Annotated in this window: 16 protein-coding genes; 13 read left to right on the forward strand and 3 right to left on the reverse strand. The window is 67.8% G+C overall.

Features of this window, described 5'->3' with window-relative positions:
• Positions 1-111 precede the first annotated feature (111 nt).
• The 6 genes from MF609_RS02570 to MF609_RS02595 all read left to right on the forward strand — a co-directional run bounded on the left by MF609_RS02570 (position 112) and on the right by MF609_RS02595 (position 8,171).
• The gene (locus tag MF609_RS02570) at positions 112-537 is read left to right on the forward strand and encodes a DUF2147 domain-containing protein (protein ID WP_242414743.1); all 426 of its coding nucleotides are present in this window, start codon (positions 112-114) and stop codon (positions 535-537) included.
• Positions 530-3,154, forward strand: coding sequence for a bifunctional lysylphosphatidylglycerol flippase/synthetase MprF (gene mprF, locus MF609_RS02575; protein WP_242414744.1), 2,625 nt, complete (start codon positions 530-532; stop codon positions 3,152-3,154). The genes MF609_RS02570 and mprF overlap by 8 nt, the downstream gene beginning before the upstream one ends.
• Positions 3,151-3,897 carry a virulence factor gene (locus MF609_RS02580; protein ID WP_242414745.1) on the forward strand — a complete coding sequence of 249 codons (747 nt, stop codon included), beginning with the start codon at positions 3,151-3,153 and terminating at the stop codon, positions 3,895-3,897. The genes mprF and MF609_RS02580 overlap by 4 nt, the downstream gene beginning before the upstream one ends.
• Positions 3,898-4,001: 104 nt before the next feature.
• Positions 4,002-5,132, forward strand: coding sequence for an HlyD family secretion protein (locus tag MF609_RS02585; protein WP_242414746.1), 1,131 nt, complete (start codon positions 4,002-4,004; stop codon positions 5,130-5,132).
• 1 nt (position 5,133) lies between these two features.
• On the forward strand, positions 5,134-6,705 hold the full coding sequence (locus MF609_RS02590) for an MDR family MFS transporter (RefSeq protein WP_242414747.1): 1,572 nt from the start codon (positions 5,134-5,136) through the stop codon (positions 6,703-6,705).
• Positions 6,705-8,171, forward strand: a complete 1,467-nt coding sequence (locus tag MF609_RS02595; protein WP_242414748.1) for an efflux transporter outer membrane subunit — start codon at positions 6,705-6,707, stop codon at positions 8,169-8,171. The genes MF609_RS02590 and MF609_RS02595 overlap by 1 nt, the downstream gene beginning before the upstream one ends.
• On the opposite strand, the gene MF609_RS02600 is transcribed toward MF609_RS02595, so the two are convergent.
• Positions 8,113-8,694, reverse strand: coding sequence for a TetR/AcrR family transcriptional regulator (locus tag MF609_RS02600; RefSeq protein ID WP_242414749.1), 582 nt, complete (start codon positions 8,692-8,694; stop codon positions 8,113-8,115). The genes MF609_RS02595 and MF609_RS02600 overlap by 59 nt on opposite strands.
• A 425-nt stretch (positions 8,695-9,119) precedes the next feature.
• Between MF609_RS02600 and MF609_RS02605 the strand changes: the two genes are divergently transcribed.
• The 4 genes from MF609_RS02605 to MF609_RS02620 all read left to right on the forward strand — a co-directional run bounded on the left by MF609_RS02605 (position 9,120) and on the right by MF609_RS02620 (position 13,645).
• On the forward strand, positions 9,120-10,511 hold the full coding sequence (locus tag MF609_RS02605) for an MATE family efflux transporter (RefSeq protein WP_242414750.1): 1,392 nt from the start codon (positions 9,120-9,122) through the stop codon (positions 10,509-10,511).
• 135 nt (positions 10,512-10,646) lie between these two features.
• Positions 10,647-10,934, forward strand: a complete 288-nt coding sequence (gene groES, locus MF609_RS02610; protein ID WP_066692772.1) for a co-chaperone GroES — start codon at positions 10,647-10,649, stop codon at positions 10,932-10,934.
• A gap of 79 nt (positions 10,935-11,013) precedes the next feature.
• Positions 11,014-12,657, forward strand: a complete 1,644-nt coding sequence (gene groL, locus MF609_RS02615; protein WP_242414751.1) for a chaperonin GroEL — start codon at positions 11,014-11,016, stop codon at positions 12,655-12,657.
• A 226-nt stretch (positions 12,658-12,883) separates the two neighbouring features.
• Positions 12,884-13,645, forward strand: coding sequence for an EAL domain-containing protein (locus MF609_RS02620; RefSeq protein WP_473829123.1), 762 nt, complete (start codon positions 12,884-12,886; stop codon positions 13,643-13,645).
• A 3-nt stretch (positions 13,646-13,648) separates the two neighbouring features.
• Here the strand turns inward: MF609_RS02620 and MF609_RS02625 are convergent, their stop codons facing one another.
• Positions 13,649-14,059 carry a DUF2147 domain-containing protein gene (locus MF609_RS02625; RefSeq protein WP_242414753.1) on the reverse strand — a complete coding sequence of 137 codons (411 nt, stop codon included), beginning with the start codon at positions 14,057-14,059 and terminating at the stop codon, positions 13,649-13,651.
• Entirely contained in the window at positions 14,056-14,337 is a 282-nt protein-coding gene (locus MF609_RS02630; RefSeq protein ID WP_066692775.1) for an ETC complex I subunit, read from the reverse strand. The genes MF609_RS02625 and MF609_RS02630 overlap by 4 nt, the downstream gene beginning before the upstream one ends.
• A gap of 303 nt (positions 14,338-14,640) precedes the next feature.
• Between MF609_RS02630 and mdh the strand changes: the two genes are divergently transcribed.
• Genes mdh through sucD form a run of 3 tightly spaced genes read left to right on the forward strand, consistent with a single transcriptional unit; the run spans position 14,641 to position 16,895 of the window.
• Positions 14,641-15,603, forward strand: a complete 963-nt coding sequence (gene mdh / locus MF609_RS02635) for a malate dehydrogenase (RefSeq protein ID WP_242120863.1) — start codon at positions 14,641-14,643, stop codon at positions 15,601-15,603.
• Positions 15,604-15,661: 58 nt separating this feature from the next.
• Entirely contained in the window at positions 15,662-15,958 is a 297-nt protein-coding gene (locus MF609_RS02640) for a GIY-YIG nuclease family protein (protein WP_242415157.1), read from the forward strand.
• A 52-nt stretch (positions 15,959-16,010) separates the two neighbouring features.
• On the forward strand, positions 16,011-16,895 hold the full coding sequence (sucD, locus tag MF609_RS02645) for a succinate--CoA ligase subunit alpha (RefSeq protein ID WP_056001204.1): 885 nt from the start codon (positions 16,011-16,013) through the stop codon (positions 16,893-16,895).
• Positions 16,896-16,940 lie beyond the last annotated feature (45 nt).

Genomic DNA, 16,940 nt, shown 5'->3' on the forward strand with positions numbered 1-16,940 from the left:
TTCGCGGGAATGACGAAGAGGCCCTCCCAACATTACCGATTGTTCAGCGCGCGCTGAACCGCCGGCAATTCGCGCGCCGCTATCCCCCGGTCCATGAAGGGGATTCGAACGATGCGGGTGTGGAGCGGGATCGTGGCGGCGCTGGGCATGGCGGTCGCGCTGCCGGCCGGGGCCAATGCGCCGGGGCCGTCGCCCGCCGGCCTGTGGCTGAGCCCGCACAACAATGTCGCGGTGCGCACCGCCCCGTGCGGGGCGCGGCTGTGCGGCTGGGTCGTATGGGCCAGCGCCGGGGCACGTGCCGATGCGAAGGATGGCGGCGTCGAACGGCTGCTCGGCACCGAATTGCTGGAGGATTATGCCGCCGATGGCAGTGGGGCGTGGACCGGCACGGTGTTCGTGCCCGACATGGGCCGCCGCTTCGCCTCGCGCATCGACCTGCCCGATGCCGATACGCTCCGGATTCGCGGCTGCCTGTGGGGCGGTGTGATCTGCCGCAGCCAGAACTGGTCGCGCATCGCGCAGGTGCCCCATGGCTGAGCTGCGCCGCCTGATCGAACGCCATCGCACGCCGATCGGAGTGCTGGTGGTGCTGGCGCTGATCGCGCTGGGCTTCGCCGCGCTCCAGCATCTGACGCAGGAAATCCGCTTCGCCGATGTGCGCAGCGCGCTGCACGACCTGTCGGGGACCAAGATCGCGCTGGCGCTGCTGGCGACCGCCGGCAGCTATCTGGCGCTGACCTTCTACGACCTCCTGGCGCTGCACACCATCGGCCGCCCGCTGCCGTGGCGCACCGCCGCGCTCGCCTCGTTCACCAGCTATACGCTCAGCCACAATCTCGGCCTCGCGCTGCTGACCGGCGGGTCGGCGCGCTACCGCATCTACAGCGCCGCCGGGCTGGACGGCCCCGATGTCGCCCGCGTGGTGGCGATCGCCAGCGGCACCTTCTGGGCCGGGGTGGTCAGCGTCACCGGGGTCGCGCTGCTGCTGCATCCCGGCGCGCTCGACCTGGCCGGGCTGCGCCTGTCCGCCGGGGAGGTACAATTCGCCGGCTGGGCGATCGCCGCGCTGACCGTGGCGCTGCTGGGCGCCTGTGCGGTGGTGCGCGCGCCGATCCGCCTGTTCGGCTTCACCCTGCCGCTGCCCAGCCCGGGGCTGCTGCTGCTGCAGATCGCCATCGCGCTGGTCGACATCGCCTGTGCCAGCGCCGCGCTGTTCGTCCTGATCCCCGGTGCCGCGCCCGCGCTGCTGCCGGCCTTCATCCTCGCCTATACGCTGGGCATCGTCGCGGCGGTGGTGACCCATGTCCCCGGCGGGATCGGCGTGTTCGAGGCGGTGGTGCTGGCGGTCGTGCCCGTCGACCGTGCGACATTGTTCGCCGCGCTGATCGCGTACCGCGTCCTCTATTATCTGCTGCCGCTCGGCTTCGGCGTCCTCGTCCTCGCGTGGCACGAGGGCGCACGGCAACGGCGGCGCTCGGTCCGGTTCCTGTCGGGCGTGCGCGCGGTGGCGACCGGCGTCGCCCCGCTGGCCTTGAGCGTCGCGACCTTCATGGCCGGTGCGATGCTGCTGCTGTCCGGCTCGCTGCCCTCGGTCCGGGCGCGCATGGGCGACCTCGCCGCGATCCTGCCGCTGCCGATGATCGAATTCAGCTCGATCGCCGCCAGCCTGACCGGCACCGCGCTGCTGCTGCTCGCACCCGCCCTTTATCGCCGATTGGACGGCGCGTTCCTCGCCACCCGCGCGCTGCTGATTGCCGCGGCGCTGTTCTCGATCGGCAAGGGGCTGGATTATGAGGAGGCGACCGCCTGCCTCACCGTCGCCGCGCTGCTGCAATGGACCCGCAGCGCCTTCTACCGCCGCACCACGCTGACCGGACAGCCGGTGGGGGCGGGCTGGGTCGCGTCGGTCGCCGCGGTCATCGCGCTGACCGTGTGGGCGGGGTTCTTCGCCTATCGCCATGTCGATTATTCCGAGAATCTGTGGTGGAAATTCGCGCTGCACAGCGATGCCCCGCGCTTCCTGCGCGCGACGCTGGGCGTGATCGTCATGCTGGCCGGGGCGTGCGTGTGGCGGCTGATGTCGCCGACCGCCGCCGCCGCGCGCAGCGCGCTGTCGCCGGTCGATTCGGCGACGATCCGCCGCATCCTGGCGCAGGCGAACCGCACCGACACGATGCTGGCGCTGACCGGCGACAAGCGCTTCCTGCTGTCCGACGCCGGCGACGCCTTCGTCATGTATCAGGTCCATGGCGCCAGCTGGATCGTGATGGGCGATCCCGTCGGCCCGCGCGAGGCATGGGGCGAGCTGCTGTGGAATCTCCGCGACCTCGCCGACCGCGATCAGGGGCGGCTGCTGCTCTACCAGATCTCCTCGCCGGTGCTCGACATCGCGATCGGCATGGGGCTGAGCATCGTCAAATATGGCGAGGATGCGGTGGTCGATCTCACGACCTTCGCCCTCGACACCCCCCGGCTGCGCGCGCTGCGCAAGTCGGAGCGCGCCGTGGCGCGCAAGGGCGCCCGGATGCACATCGTCGCCACCAGCGAACTGGCCACGATCCTGCCCGAACTCGAATCGGTGTCCGACGAATGGCTGGAGGCCAAGGCCCAACGCGAAAAGGGCTTCAGCCTCGGCCATTTCGACCGCGACTATCTGTCCTTCTTCGACATGGCGGTCGTCACGATCGACGACCGCATCGTCGCCTTCGCCAATCTGTGGCTGACCGAGAATCGCAAGGAAGCGTCGGTCGACCTGATGCGCCACCGGTCCGATACGCCGCCGGGCACGATGGACTTTCTGCTGGTCAACCTGATGCTGTGGGCGCAGCAACAGGGCTATGCCCGCTTCTCGCTCGGCATGGCGCCGCTGTCGGGGATCGAGGATCGCCGACTGGCGCCTGCCTGGGCCAAGGCGGCGGCGTTCATCTTCCGCCATGGCGAGCGATTCTACGGCTTCCGGGGCCTGCGCACCTACAAGGAGAAGTTCGCGCCGGGATGGGAACCGCGCTACATCGCCGGCCCCGGCGGCATCGGCCTGCTGCGTGGGCTTCGCGACCTTTCCCGCCTGATCGCCCGGCCCCAGCCCGCGCTGTACCTTCCTCCCGCCCCCGCCGCCGAGCGGCCCGCGACCGAACCGAAAGTATCCCAGCCATGAACCGTATCGACCGTCGTCGCCGCCTTCGCCGCCGGTTCGGCATCGGCGCGCTCCTTGCCGGGCTGCTGGTGCTGCTCGGCCTTGCCGCGCCGTCGCTGCACCTGATCGACAATGAGTCGCTGCGCTGGTTCGACGGGGGGAAGAAGCATCCCTCGGTCGTCGCCGTCTATATCTCGGGCGACATGGGGCTGCGCTTCGGCCTCGGCAGTCAGGTCGTGCCCGCGCTCGCCGCGCACGGCATCCCGGTCGTCGGCGTCAGCTCGCCGGTCAATTTCGGCACGCGCAAGACCCGCGAACAGGTCGACGCGATCGTCGCGGGCGCGATCCGCACCGCGCTGGCCAAGACCGGCGCGCAGCGGGTGATCCTGATGGGCCAGTCGTTCGGGGCCGACATGGTGTCGGCGACCGCGCCCGACCTGCCCGCCGACCTGCGTGCGCGGATCGCCGCAATCAGTGTCGTCGTGCCGGCGCAGACCGTCTATTTTCGCTCCGACCCGACCGGCATCCTCTATCACGGCACGCCCGACGCCCGCCCGGCGGCGACGATGCGCGCGCTCGACTGGGCACCGGTCATCTGCATCTATGGTCGCGAGGAAGAGGACAGCCTGTGTCCGGTATTGCGCGGCAGCCATGCGCAGGTCGTCGGCCTGCCCGGCGGGCATTTCCTGCACCATGACGACCAGCTGGTGATCGCCACCATCCTCGCCACGCTGCGCATGGCCGATCGCAACATCCTCGCCTGATTTTTTGTGCAGCGCACACAAGCCCGCCTTGATGTGGACAAAACGTCCACTTAATAGGAGCCATGCCGCGACAGGGCCGGCATGAGATTGCGGATCAGCGACCGATGAGCGAGCAACAGCACGACGACCAGCCGGCACAGGATGCGGCGGAGCCGAAGCGCGGCAACGGCCGGGCCAAATATATCCTGATCGCGCTGGTGCTGGTCGCGGCGGTGGTCGGTGGCTGGTGGTACATCGACTATCAGAATGTCGGCAAATTCATGGAGGAAACCGACGACGCGACGGTGCAGGCCGACATGGTGACCATCGCGCCGCGTGTATCGGGCTATGTCGCCGAAGTGCTGGTTGGCGAGAATCAGGACGTGGCCGCCGGCCAGCCGCTAGTCCGCATCGATCCGCGCGATGCCCGCGCACAGGCCGCGCAGGCCGAGGCGCAGATCGCCGTCGCCGGCGCGCAGGCTGACACCGCCCGCGCACAGATCACCGAACAATATGCCGCGATCGATCAGGCGCGCGCCCAGCTGGCCGCCGCGCGCAGCAAGGCCGCCTATGACGCCGCCGAGGTCGCACGCTATCGCCCGCTCGCCGCATCGGGTGCCGAAACCCGCCAGACGCTGGCCCAGCTGGAGGTGACCGCCCGCCAGTCGGCCGACAATGTCCGCGCCGCCGAGGCTGCGGTGGCCGCACAGCAGCGCCGGGTCGGTTCGCTGCAAAGCCAGGTCGCGCAGGGCCGCGCGCAGGGGCAGGCCGCCCGCGCGCAGCTGGCCGCCGCCAGCGTCGATGTCGGCGCGACCCAGCTGACCGCGCCGATCGCCGGGCGCGTCGGCGACAAGACGGTGACCATCGGCCAATATGTGCAGGCCGGCACGCGCCTGATGTCGGTCGTGCCGCTCGACAAGCTCTATATCACCGCCAATTTCAAGGAAACGCAGCTCGCGCTGATGCGGCCGGGCCAACCGGTCGAGATCGAGGTCGACGCGCTGGACGGCGTGGCGGTGAAGGGCCGGGTCGAGAGCCTCGCGCCCGGCACCGGTGCGCAATTCTCGCTGCTGCCGCCGCAGAACGCGACCGGCAACTTCACCAAGATCACGCAGCGCGTGCCGGTGCGCATCTCGATCGAGGCGACGCCGGAGGCCCGCCGCCTGCTGGTACCCGGCCTGTCGGTGTCGGTGACGGTCGACACCCGCAGCGCGCGCGACGACCTGAAGAAGCTGCGCGGGCAGGCGGAGCGCTGACATGGCCGGTACGGCGGCCACCGCCGGCGCGGGCGTGACCGCCGCCCCGCCGCAAAAGGCCGACCTTGCGGCATGGCTGGCGGTGATCGCGGGCAATCTCGGCGCGCTGATGGCGACGCTCGACATCTCGATCGTCAATTCCGCCCTGCCGACGATCCAGGGCGAGATCGGCGCGAGCGGGACCGAAGGGACGTGGATCGCCACCGCCTATCTGGTCGCCGAGATCGTCATCATCCCGATGGCCGGCTGGTTGCAGCGGATGCTGGGGATGCGGACCTTCCTGCTGATCGCCGCCGCGCTGTTCACGCTGTTTTCGGTGGTGTGCGGCATCGCCACCACCCTGCCGATGATGATTATCGGCCGGGTCGGACAGGGGTTTACCGGCGGGGCGATGATCCCGACCGCACAGACGATCATCGCCCAGCGCCTGCCCCCGCACCAGCAGCCGGTCGGCATCGCCGTGTTCGGTGTGACCGCGATCCTGGGGCCGGTGCTGGGGCCGCTGGTCGGCGGCTGGCTGACCGAGAATATCAGCTGGCATTACGCCTTCTTCCTGAACGTGCCGATCTGCGCGATCCTCGTCACGCTGCTGCTGGTCGGGCTGCCGCATGAAAAGGCGAAGCTGCACCTGTTCCGCGAGGCGGACTGGCTGGGCATCGCCGGCCTCGCGCTGGGCTTGGGCGGCCTGACCGTGTTCCTTGAGGACGGGCAGCGCGAGCAATGGTTCGATTCCGAACTCATCCGCTGGATGGCGTTCACCAGCGCGGTCGGCTTCGCCCTGCTGTTTGCAGGACAGGCGACGGCGAAGCGCCCGATCATCAAGCTCAAGCTGCTGCTCGACCGGCAATTCGGGGCGGTCGCGCTGATGGGCATCGTGCTGGGCGTCGTCCTCTACGGCACCAGCTACGCCATCCCGCAGTTCCTGGCGGCGCTTGCCGACTATAACGCGTTGCAGGCGGGCAAGGTCGTGCTGCTGTCGGGCATCCCCAGCCTGATCCTGATGACGATGGTCCCGATCCTCCTGAAACGGATCGACATCCGCATCGCGGTGTCGATGGGACTGCTCATCATGGGCAGCGCGGCGCTGCTCGACGCCAGCCTCACCGCGCAATCCTCCGGCCCGGACTTCACCGCATCGCAGCTGCTGCGCGGCGTCGGCCAGATATTGTGCATGTTGTTCCTCAGCCAGGCGTGCGTCCGTTCGGTCCCGCCGGAGGAAGCGGGCGACGCATCGGGCCTGTTCAACGCCTTCCGCAATCTGGGCGGCAGCTTCTCGCTCGCCGGCATCTCGATCCTGCAGGACCAGCGGATGTATTTCCATTCGCGGCGGATGGAGGAGACGCTGAACGCCAACAGCGCCGATGTGCAGACCTATGTCGCGGGGCTGGGCCGCGCGGTCGGCGATCCGGCGGCGGGCCTCAGGCTGCTCTCGCAACAGATTTCGGCCGAGGCGCTGACCATGACGTATAACGACATCTTCTGGATCATGGGCATGGGCACCTTCTGCGTCCTGCCCCTCGTCCTGTTCCTCCGGCCCCTGCCCAAGGGCGCCAAACCGGCGACGGTGCATTGATGACCTTGCGACCTCTCCCCCTCGCCGCGCTGCTGCTGCTCGGCGCCTGCACCGTCGGCCCGGACTATGCCGGCCCGCCATCGACCGCCGCCGACGCGGTGCAGCGCGGGTCGTTCGCGCGCGCGACCGATGCCGCCTTCACCCCCGCCCCCGGCCTCGCCCGCTGGTGGGAGGGGTTGAACGACCCGCTGCTTGACCGGCTGGTCGACGACGCGCTGGCGCACAGCCCCAGCATCGACCTGGGCGTCGCCCGCGTGCGCGAGGCGCAGGCCCAGCTGACCCAGCAGCGCGCCGCACTGAAGCCCAGCGCCAGCGTCAACGCCACCGTCATCGCCGCCGAACTGCCGCCGATCGAGCCGGGCGGCGACGGCACCGAGGTCCAGTTCTACAATGCCGGCGCCAATGCCAGCTGGGAACTCGACCTGTTCGGGGGTGGCCGCCGCCGGATCGAGCAGGTTCGCGCGACCGAAGCGGCGCGCATCGCCGATCTGGCGGACGTGCAGGTGTCGCTGTCCGCCGCCGTGGCGCAGGCCTATGTCGCCCTGCGCGACGTGCAGGCCCGCATGGCGGTGAGCGACGCGACCACCCGGTTGCAGCAGCAGCAGCTGACGCTCACCCGCCAGCGCCTTGCCGCCGGGACCGCCTCGCAACTCTCGGTCGAACGGCTCCAGACGCAGCTGGACAATACGCGCGCGCAGGCGATCCCGCTGGCGGCGCAGCGCGACGAATATCTGAACCAGCTGGCGGTGCTGACCGGCCGGACGCCCGGCGCGCTCGACACGACGCTCAACGCCGTGGCACCAGTTCCGCTGCCCCCGGCGCAGGTCGCGGTCGGCGATCCGGCATCGCTGATCGCGCGCCGCCCCGACGTCCGCGCCGCCGAACGCCAGCTCGCCGCCGGCACCGCCGGGATCGGCGTGGCGAAGGCGCGCGAGCTGCCCGGCATCCGCTTCCTCGGGCTGCTCGGCCTTGGCGGCACCTCGCCCGGCGACGTGTTCGACCTCGGCAACATCGCCGCCATCGCCGCGCCGTCGCTCAGCTGGTCGTTCCTCGATTTCGGCCGGAACCGCGCCGCCACCCGCGTCAGCGAGGCACAGCGCGACCAGGCCGATGCGACCTATCGCAAGACCGTGCTCGACGCGTTGCAGGATGCCGAAACCGCATTGTCCCGCTATGGCAACAGCCGCCGGCAGCTGGGCCAGCTGGTGCAGGCGGAGGCGACCGCGAAGCGCGCCACCGCGCTCAACCGGCAGCGCGTGGCGGCGGGCACGACCACGCTGATCGACCAGCTCGACGTCGAGCGGCAGCAGCTGTCGGCGACGGCGGCGGTGACGCAGGCACGCGCCCAGCTGACCCAATATTATATCGCGGTGAACAAGGCGCTGGGCCTTGGCTGGACCGATCCGGTCAGCGCGGACGCAGGCCGTTCAGCAGCAGCCGCAACGCCGCCCCCAGCTGTGCGCTGACCTCGGCCTCGGCCATATAGGGCTGGACCAGCGTGCTGGCCATGCGGATGGTCAGCAGCAGGTCATGCGGCGACACATCGTCGGCCACCTCGCCGCGCGCCTGCGCCGCGATGAGTGTCGGGGTAAGGATGCGCTCCATCCGTTCGCGCAGTTCGACGAACCGGCCGATATTGGCGGTGTCGAGGTGGAGTTCGGCCGCGATCCGCGCGAGCAGCGTCATCGACTGCGCACCAGCCCGCACCAGCTGCTCGATCGTCTCCATGATCGGCAGTGCCGGGTCCAGCATCGCTTCGAACCGATCCGCCCCCCGCGAAAAGATGGCGAGCGCCAGCGCCGCCCGGTCGGGAAAATTGCGGTAGAGCGTCGCCCGCCCGACCCCGGCGGCGGCGGCGATCGTTTCCAGCGGCACGCCATAGCCATGGGTCGTGAAGCATTCGGTGGCGGCGGCGATCAACGCATCGCGGCGGAGCGCGGCATCGCGACGCGGCGCGCGGGTCGGCCGGGGATCGGCGGGTTCGGTCATCGCCGCGTCCTACCGGGAAAAGGGGCAAAGGTCATCGGGCATCACGGTCGCCGCGGCGTGTGCCACGACCGGGCACGCTCGACAATCTGGTCTCCTACAGCGTCACCCCGGGCTTGACCCGGGGTGACGAAAGCGCCTTCTGCCGGGGCACCCCCCAATTCACCTGGAAGCGTACCCCTCCCCCGCTCGTCACTCCCGCGAAGGCGGGAGTCCATAAACGCCACCCACGCGATTCCTGCCGAAACGTCGGCGTGAATGGATTCCCGCCTGCGCGGGAATGACGAAATCCGATCCATTCCCCCCACGTCATCCCGGTCAGGAAACGCGCACCTCACCGCACGGGACCGCAACCCTCGCCGGGGTGACGATGGTCCCCATGGCCCGAACGGTTCCTTTCGACGCCATCCCGCAGTACACGCCCACCCATGACCCACGCCGCCGCCCCCGCCGCGCCTGCGACCGCCCGCGCCGAACTGGCCGCGACGCTGCGCCTCGCCGCACCGCTGGTGGGCGCGAACCTGTTGCAGATGGCGGTCTATGCCGTCGATGTGGTGTTCGTCGCGCGGCTGGGCGAGGTCGAACTCGCCGCCGCGACGCTCGGCGTCTATGTCTACAGCGTCATCCTGTTCGCCCTGTCCGGGCTGGTCGGCGCGGCGGCCCCGATCATCGCCGCCGAACTGGGACAGCGCCGTCATGCCGTGCGCGAGGTGCGCCGGTCGTTCCGCATGGCGGCATGGATCGCGGTACTCGGCAGCATCCCCTTCATGGCGCTGATGGCGCATGGGGAAAGCCTGCTGCTGCTCGCCGGACAGGATGCGCGCGTCGCGGCGCGGACCGACGCCTTTCTCGACATCTTGCTGTGGGCGATGATCCCGGCGCTGGCCGGCACCGTCATGCGGATCACCGCCTCGGCGCTCGGCCGGCCCGGCTGGGCGATGGCGATCACCGCGATGGGGCTGGGCGTGTCGATCCTCGTCAACTGGCTGCTGGTGTTCGGCAATCTCGGCTTTCCGGCGCTGGGGCTGGAGGGATCGGCGATCGCCAGCCTCTCGACCGCGACCGCGATGATGCTCGCCTATGCTGCGGTGCTGGTCGTCGACCGGCGGCTGCGGCGCTTCCGCCTGTTCGGCAACTGGTGGCGCGGCGAATGGTCGCGGCTGCGCCAGATTTTCGTGCTGGGCGTGCCGATCGCGGCCACCATGACCTTCGAGGGCGCGCTGTTCTCGGCTGCCGGGTTCCTGATGGGGCGGATCGGCGTGACCGAGGTCGCGGCCCACGCCATCGCGCTGCAGATCGCCGCCTTCCTGTTCCAGGTGCCGTTCGGCATCGCGCAGGCGGCGACGATCCGCGTGGGGCTGGCCTATGGTGCGCGCGACCGGCTGTGGATTGCCCGTGCGGGCTGGTCGGCGCTGGCGGTCGGCACCGGCTTCATGGGGTTCACCGCGCTGCTGCTCTGGCTGTTCCCGCGCGCCTTCCTGTCGGTCTATGTCGATACGCAAGCGCCGGCCAATGCGGCGATGATCGCGTTGGCGCTGCAATATCTGGCGATCGCCGCCATCTTCCAGCTCGCCGACGGCGCGCAGGCGGTGGCGGCGGGCGTGTTGCGCGGCGTGCAGGATACGCGGGTGCCGATGGTGATCGCGCTGATCGGTTACTGGGCGGTGGGCTTCAGCGTGTCGGTCGCGCTCGGCTTCTGGACGTCGCTCGCCGGGGTCGGCGTGTGGATCGGCCTCGCCTTCGGGCTGCTGGTCGTCGCACTGCTGCTGGTCGATCGCTGGCGGCGGCGGGAGAAACTGGGCCTCGTTCGGTCCGTCTGACCGCCGGCACACATCAGCATCAAATTTGTTCCCGCGCCGCTTGACGGTGGCTGAACGGCTCCACATATCCGGGGCGCTGGCACTCCCCCCGGGCGAGTGCCAAGACATGTTCAGTTATCGCAAAGGGAATCGCGCATGAACTTCCGTCCGCTGCACGACCGCGTGCTCGTCCGCCGCGTCGAAGCCGAAGAGAAGACGCTCGGCGGGATCATCATCCCCGACACGGCCAAGGAAAAGCCGCAGGAAGGCGAAGTCGTCGCCGCCGGTGCCGGTGCCAAGAACGACAAGGGCGAGGTCGCCCCGCTCGACGTCAAGGCCGGCGACCGCATCCTGTTCGGCAAGTGGTCGGGCACCGAGGTCAAGGTCAACGGCGAAGACCTGCTCATCATGAAGGAATCGGACATCCTCGGCATCGTTGGCTGAGCGACCGATTCCGATCCGGTCACACTTGCGTGGCGAGTGTGAACTTTGTGAACTTTGACATTTGAAAGGGTAGCCCATCATGGCAGCCAAGGACGTAAAATTCGGTCGTGACGCCCGCGAACGCATCCTGCGCGGCGTCGACATCCTCGCCGACGCGGTGAAGGTCACGCTCGGGCCGAAGGGCCGCAACGTCGTCATCGACAAGTCGTTCGGCGCGCCCCGCATCACCAAGGACGGTGTGTCGGTCGCCAAGGAAATCGAACTGAAGGACAAGTTCGAGAACATGGGCGCGCAGATGGTGCGCGAAGTGGCCTCGAAGACCAACGACATCGCGGGCGACGGCACCACCACCGCCACCGTGCTGGCACAGGCCATTGTCCGTGAAGGCATGAAGTCGGTTGCCGCCGGCATGAACCCGATGGACCTGAAGCGCGGCATCGACATCGCCGTGACCAAGGTCGTCGAGGACGTGAAGTCGCGTTCGAAGCCGGTTTCGGGTTCGGCCGAAGTCGCGCAGGTCGGCATCATTTCGGCCAATGGCGACCGTGAAGTCGGCGAAAAGATCGCCGAAGCCATGGAAAAGGTCGGCAAGGAAGGCGTCATCACCGTCGAGGAGGCCAAGGGTCTCGAATTCGAACTCGACGTCGTCGAAGGCATGCAGTTCGACCGTGGCTACCTGTCGCCCTACTTCATCACCAACCCGGAAAAGATGCAGGTCGAACTGAACGACCCGTACATCCTGATCCACGAGAAGAAGCTGTCGTCGCTGCAGGCGATGCTGCCGATCCTCGAAGCGGTGGTGCAGTCGGGCCGTCCGCTCCTCATCATCGCCGAGGATATCGAAGGCGAAGCGCTGGCGACCCTCGTCGTCAACAAGCTGCGCGGCGGCCTGAAGGTCGCGGCGGTCAAGGCACCGGGCTTCGGCGATCGTCGCAAGGCGATGCTGGAAGACATCGCGATCCTGACCAAGGGCGAAGTCATCTCGGAAGACCTCGGCATCAAGCTCGAGACCGTCACGCTCGGTATGCTCGGCACCGCCAAGCGCGTCACGATCGACAAGGACAACACCACCATCGTCGATGGTGCGGGTGAAGCCGATGCGATCAAGGGCCGCACCGACGCGATCCGCCAGCAGATCGAAGTCACCACCAGCGACTATGACCGTGAAAAGCTGCAGGAGCGTCTGGCGAAGCTCGCCGGTGGCGTCGCGGTCATCAAGGTCGGCGGTGCGACCGAGGTCGAGGTGAAGGAGCGCAAGGACCGCGTCGACGACGCGCTGCACGCGACCCGCGCAGCCGTTGAAGAAGGCATCGTTCCGGGCGGCGGCACCGCGCTGCTGTACGCGACCAAGGCGCTCGAAGGCGTGACCGGCGTGAACGACGACCAGACGCGCGGCGTCGACATCGTCCGCAAGTCGCTGACCGCGCTGGTGCGTCAGATCGCGCAGAATGCCGGCCATGACGGTGCGGTCGTGTCGGGCAAGCTGCTCGACCAGAGCGACACCTCGTTCGGCTTCAACGCCTCGACCGACCAGTATGAGAACCTGGTCGCCGCCGGCGTGATCGACCCGACCAAGGTCGTCCGCACCGCGCTGCAGAACGCGGCGTCGGTCGCCGGCCTGCTCATCACCACCGAAGCGACCGTTTCGGAACTGCCGGAAGACAAGGCTCCGTCGATGCCTGCCGGCGGCGGCATGGGCGGCATGGGCGGCATGGACTTCTGATTTCGGACCGGGGCAGGAAAACCTGCCCCGGACACGAAATCAGAACGGCCGGTGCCCCTTACGGGGCGACCGACGGGCGGCGGCTTTGCCGTCGCCGGTTCTTACCCAACAAAAAAAGGCCGGAAGGGAACACCCCCTTCCGGCCTTTTTCGCATCCGCCCGATCCAGGTTAACGACCTCGAAACCCCGCTCCCCTACGCCGGTGGGAGAAGGGACCACCTAAACCATGCGATCAGGCTGCAAGGGTTGCCGCGAAGACCAACCCGATTTCGCGATCGCGATGGCGTTTCAGCCGATCGTCGACGCCGATACCGGCCTGCCCTTCGCGTTCGAGGCACTGGTGCGCGGCCGGAATGGCGAAGGCGCGGCGCAGATACTGGCGCAGGTCACGCCCGACAATCGCTACGCCTTCGACCAGCAATGCCGCACGGCTGCGATCGCCGGGGCGGTGGCCGCGGGCATCCTGTCGACCGGGGCAAGGCTGTCGATCAACTTCCTTCCCAATGCAGTCTATTCACCCGTCGCCTGCATCCAGGCCACCTTGGCGGCGGCGCGGACCCATGCCTTTCCCACCGACCGGCTGATCTTCGAATTCACCGAGAATGAGGAGATGGCCGACACCGACCATGTCCGCACCATCGTCGACAGCTATCGCGCGATGGGCTTTGCCACGGCGTTGGACGATTTCGGCGCGGGTCATGCGGGCCTGGGGCTGCTCGCCAATTTCCAGACCGACTATCTGAAGCTCGACATGGACCTGATCCGCGGGATCGACGTCAGCGTTCCCCGACGGCTGATCGTCGAGGGGATGGTGCGGATCGCCACATCGCTCGGCATGGAGATCATCGCCGAGGGCGTCGAGACGGCCGAGGAATATGCCGTGCTGCGCGCGATCGGCATTCGCTATATCCAGGGCTATCTACTCGCCCGACCCGGCTTTTGCGCGCTGCCGCCGATTATCCTGCCCGCGACCCCGCTGGCGGCGTGAGCGTCAGCGCGCCGGTTTCCACACCTGCGTCTGGCAGAAGAACGCGATGCAGCCCTGCACCTTGAGCGATCCGTCAGCGTTCTTCGACACGATCGACTTGTAGCTTTTGCCGTTGCGCGGGTCGTAGATGCGGCCACGCCAGTCGCTGCCGGCGTCGGCGAAGCCCGACAGGATCGGCATTCCCAGGATCGGGCGCGACCGCAGTGCAGGGTCGCTGTTGTTGACGTCGGTCGTCGGCGCACCCGGCGCGGCCTTCAGGATACGGACGAGTCGCCCGCATAATTTGTCGCCGCAGCGCGCGACCTCGATCACGCCGGCACCGTCCTCGGTCAAATAGCGGCCCGTGATCGGGGTTGCGGCGAGGGCGGGCGTCGCCGCCGCGATCGCCGCGAGCGTCAGTACACCGCGGATCATTTGAAATTGTCCGCATAGGCCTGCAACTTCAGCTTCCGCTCGGGCGCAGGCACGACGTGGAAGGCGATCCCCTCCCGCGTGGCATAATCGGTCGCGGCGTCGAGCGAGGGGAATTTCAGCTTCACCTGCTCACGCGTGTCGCCCGACCCGGCCCAACCGGTCAGCGGATCGGCCTGCTTCGGTTCGGCCGGTTCGAACTCCAGCATCCAGGTGTGCGTCTTGGCGCGACCGGACTGCATCGCGTTCTTCGGAATCTGGTAGATACGGGCGTTGGGCATGGACGAGACCTTGTAAGCGATCGCTTGTTCCCGCCCTGCATAGCAAAGCCCGCGCCGCTTTCCAGCAGAGTCGCGCGCATCCGCGACGCGAATCGTCGCCTGACACCGGAACCGGCGGTCCTAGTCGCAAATTTTTAGCAGTCGCCGCGCTATGCTCCAGCATTTCCGCCCGCATTTGCATTTATTGCACTTGCGATCCATTATCATTAAAGGTCGCTTTAGGGTTGTTTCTCATGGGAAAACGCCGTAAAGCCCCGCGCGTCGCGGCAGGACCGCGTCCGACTTGCTACGGAGAGAGACGTCTTGGCTCGCAAGAAGATCGCGCTGATCGGCGCTGGTAACATCGGCGGGACCCTCGCCCACCTCGCCGCCCTCAAGGGGCTGGGCGATATCGTTCTGTTCGACGTGGTCGATGGTGTGCCGCAGGGCAAGGCGCTCGACCTGTCGCAGTGCGGCCCGGTCGAAGGGTTCGACGCCACGATCACCGGCACCAACGACTATGCCGACATCGCGGGTGCGGACGTCATCATCGTCACCGCCGGCGTCGCCCGCAAGCCCGGCATGAGCCGCGACGACCTGCTCGGCATCAACCTGAAGGTGATGAAGGCCGTCGGCGAGGGCATCAAGAACAACGCCCCCGACGCGTTCGTCATCTGCATCACCAACCCGCTCGACGCGATGGTATGGGCGCTGCGCGAATTCAGTGGCCTGCCGCACAACAAGGTCGTCGGCATGGCCGGCGTGCTCGATTCGGCACGCTTCAGCCATTTCCTGGCGGACGAGTTCAAGGTGTCGGTCAAGGACGTCAACAGCTTCGTGCTGGGCGGGCATGGCGACACGATGGTCCCGGTCCTCGAATATTCGACCGTTTCGGGTATCCCGGTCACCGACCTGATCGAGATGGGCATGTCGACCAAGGAGCGCGTCGACGCGATCGTCAAGCGCACTCGTGGCGGCGGCGGCGAGATCGTCGGCCTGCTCAAGACCGGTTCGGCCTTCTACGCGCCCGCGACCAGCGGCATCGCGATGGCCGAGGCCTATCTGTACGACCAGAAGCGCGTTCTGCCCTGCGCGGCGTATCTGTCGGGTGAATATGGCGTCGACGACCTGTATGTCGGCGTCCCCGTCGTGATCGGTGCCGGCGGCGTCGAGAAGATCGTCGAAGTGAAGCTGGGCGACGAAGCCAAGGCGAACCTCCAGGTTTCGGTCGATGCGGTCAAGGAACTGCTGGTCGCCTGCAAGGGGATCGACGAGACGCTGGCCTAACCCCGCACTACCACCGTACCCCGGCGAAGGCCGGGGTCCAGTTGGGTAAAGGCCGATGATGGAACGACGCGGTTTCGTCTACATCATGGCCAGCGGGCGTAACGGGACGATCTATGTCGGGTCGACCACGGACCTGGTGAAGCGCATCTACGACCACCGTAATGGGACGGTCGATGGCTTCACCAACGAACGAAACTGTCATCGCCTCGTCTGGTACGAGGTGCATGACGACATCAATTCCGCCCGCCTGCGCGAGCGGCGAATGAAGGAATGGAAGCGAGCCTGGAAACTGCGCGAGATCGAAGGCCTCAATCCCGAATGGGACGACCTGTACGATCGGATCGCACGACCATGACCGCCTTCGCAACTGGACCCCGGCCTTCGCCGGGGTACGCTGGAGCAGACGCATGAGCATCCTCGTCAACAAGAACACCAAGGTCATCACCCAGGGGATGACCGGCGAAACCGGCAGCTTCCATACCAAGGCGGCGCTGGAGTACGGCACGCAGATGGTCGGCGGCGTGACGCCGGGCAAGGGCGGCACCGAGCATCTCGGCCTGCCCGTCTACAACACCGTCGCCGAAGCCAAGTCGAAGACCGGTGCCGACGCCTCGGTCATCTACGTTCCGCCGCCCTTCGCTGCGGACTCGATCCTCGAAGCGATCGACGCCGAAATCCCGCTGATCGTCGCGATCACCGAAGGCATTCCGGTGCTGGACATGGTCAAGGTCAAGCGCGCCCTGTCGGGTTCGAAGTCGCGGCTGATCGGCCCGAACTGCCCGGGCGTGCTGACGCCGGGCGAGTGCAAGATCGGCATCATGCCGGGCTCGATCTTCAAGAAGGGTTCGGTCGGCGTCGTCTCGCGCTCGGGCACGCTGACCTATGAAGCGGTGTTCCAGACCTCGAACGCCGGCCTCGGCCAGACGACCGCCGTCGGCATCGGTGGCGATCCGGTCAACGGCACCAATTTCATCGACGTGCTGGAACTGTTTCTGGCCGACGACGAAACCCAGTCGATCATCATGATCGGCGAGATCGGTGGCGATGCGGAAGAACAGGCTGCGCAGTTCCTGATCGACGAAGCCAAGCGCGGCCGCAAGAAGCCGATGGCCGGTTTCATCGCGGGCCGTACCGCCCCTCCGGGCCGTCGCATGGGCCATGCCGGCGCGATCGTGTCGGGCGGCAAAGGCGATGCGGAAAGCAAGATCGCGGCGATGGAAGCAGCGGGCATCAAGGTCGCGGCATCGCCCAGCGAACTCGGCTCGACGCTGCTCGAAGTGCTGAACGGTTGAACGAACGTGCCCTGCGCGACGGAACGCGCGGGGCACGTCCCGGTT

This window comes from Sphingomonas panni, from assembly GCF_022664435.1.
Taxonomy (GTDB): domain Bacteria; phylum Pseudomonadota; class Alphaproteobacteria; order Sphingomonadales; family Sphingomonadaceae; genus Sphingomonas; species Sphingomonas panni.

Coding starts and splice junctions, on each gene's coding strand:
- MF609_RS02570 (WP_242414743.1), top strand. CDS start 112: ATGCGGGTGTGGAGCGGGATCGTGGCGGCGCTGGGCATGGCGGTCGCG.
- mprF (WP_242414744.1), top strand. CDS start 530: ATGGCTGAGCTGCGCCGCCTGATCGAACGCCATCGCACGCCGATCGGA.
- MF609_RS02580 (WP_242414745.1), top strand. CDS start 3,151: ATGAACCGTATCGACCGTCGTCGCCGCCTTCGCCGCCGGTTCGGCATC.
- MF609_RS02585 (WP_242414746.1), top strand. CDS start 4,002: ATGAGCGAGCAACAGCACGACGACCAGCCGGCACAGGATGCGGCGGAG.
- MF609_RS02590 (WP_242414747.1), top strand. CDS start 5,134: ATGGCCGGTACGGCGGCCACCGCCGGCGCGGGCGTGACCGCCGCCCCG.
- MF609_RS02595 (WP_242414748.1), top strand. CDS start 6,705: ATGACCTTGCGACCTCTCCCCCTCGCCGCGCTGCTGCTGCTCGGCGCC.
- MF609_RS02600 (WP_242414749.1), bottom strand. CDS start 8,694: ATGACCGAACCCGCCGATCCCCGGCCGACCCGCGCGCCGCGTCGCGAT.
- MF609_RS02605 (WP_242414750.1), top strand. CDS start 9,120: ATGACCCACGCCGCCGCCCCCGCCGCGCCTGCGACCGCCCGCGCCGAA.
- groES (WP_066692772.1), top strand. CDS start 10,647: ATGAACTTCCGTCCGCTGCACGACCGCGTGCTCGTCCGCCGCGTCGAA.
- groL (WP_242414751.1), top strand. CDS start 11,014: ATGGCAGCCAAGGACGTAAAATTCGGTCGTGACGCCCGCGAACGCATC.
- MF609_RS02620 (WP_473829123.1), top strand. CDS start 12,884: ATGCGATCAGGCTGCAAGGGTTGCCGCGAAGACCAACCCGATTTCGCG.
- MF609_RS02625 (WP_242414753.1), bottom strand. CDS start 14,059: ATGATCCGCGGTGTACTGACGCTCGCGGCGATCGCGGCGGCGACGCCC.
- MF609_RS02630 (WP_066692775.1), bottom strand. CDS start 14,337: ATGCCCAACGCCCGTATCTACCAGATTCCGAAGAACGCGATGCAGTCC.
- MF609_RS02640 (WP_242415157.1), top strand. CDS start 15,662: ATGGAACGACGCGGTTTCGTCTACATCATGGCCAGCGGGCGTAACGGG.
- sucD (WP_056001204.1), top strand. CDS start 16,011: ATGAGCATCCTCGTCAACAAGAACACCAAGGTCATCACCCAGGGGATG.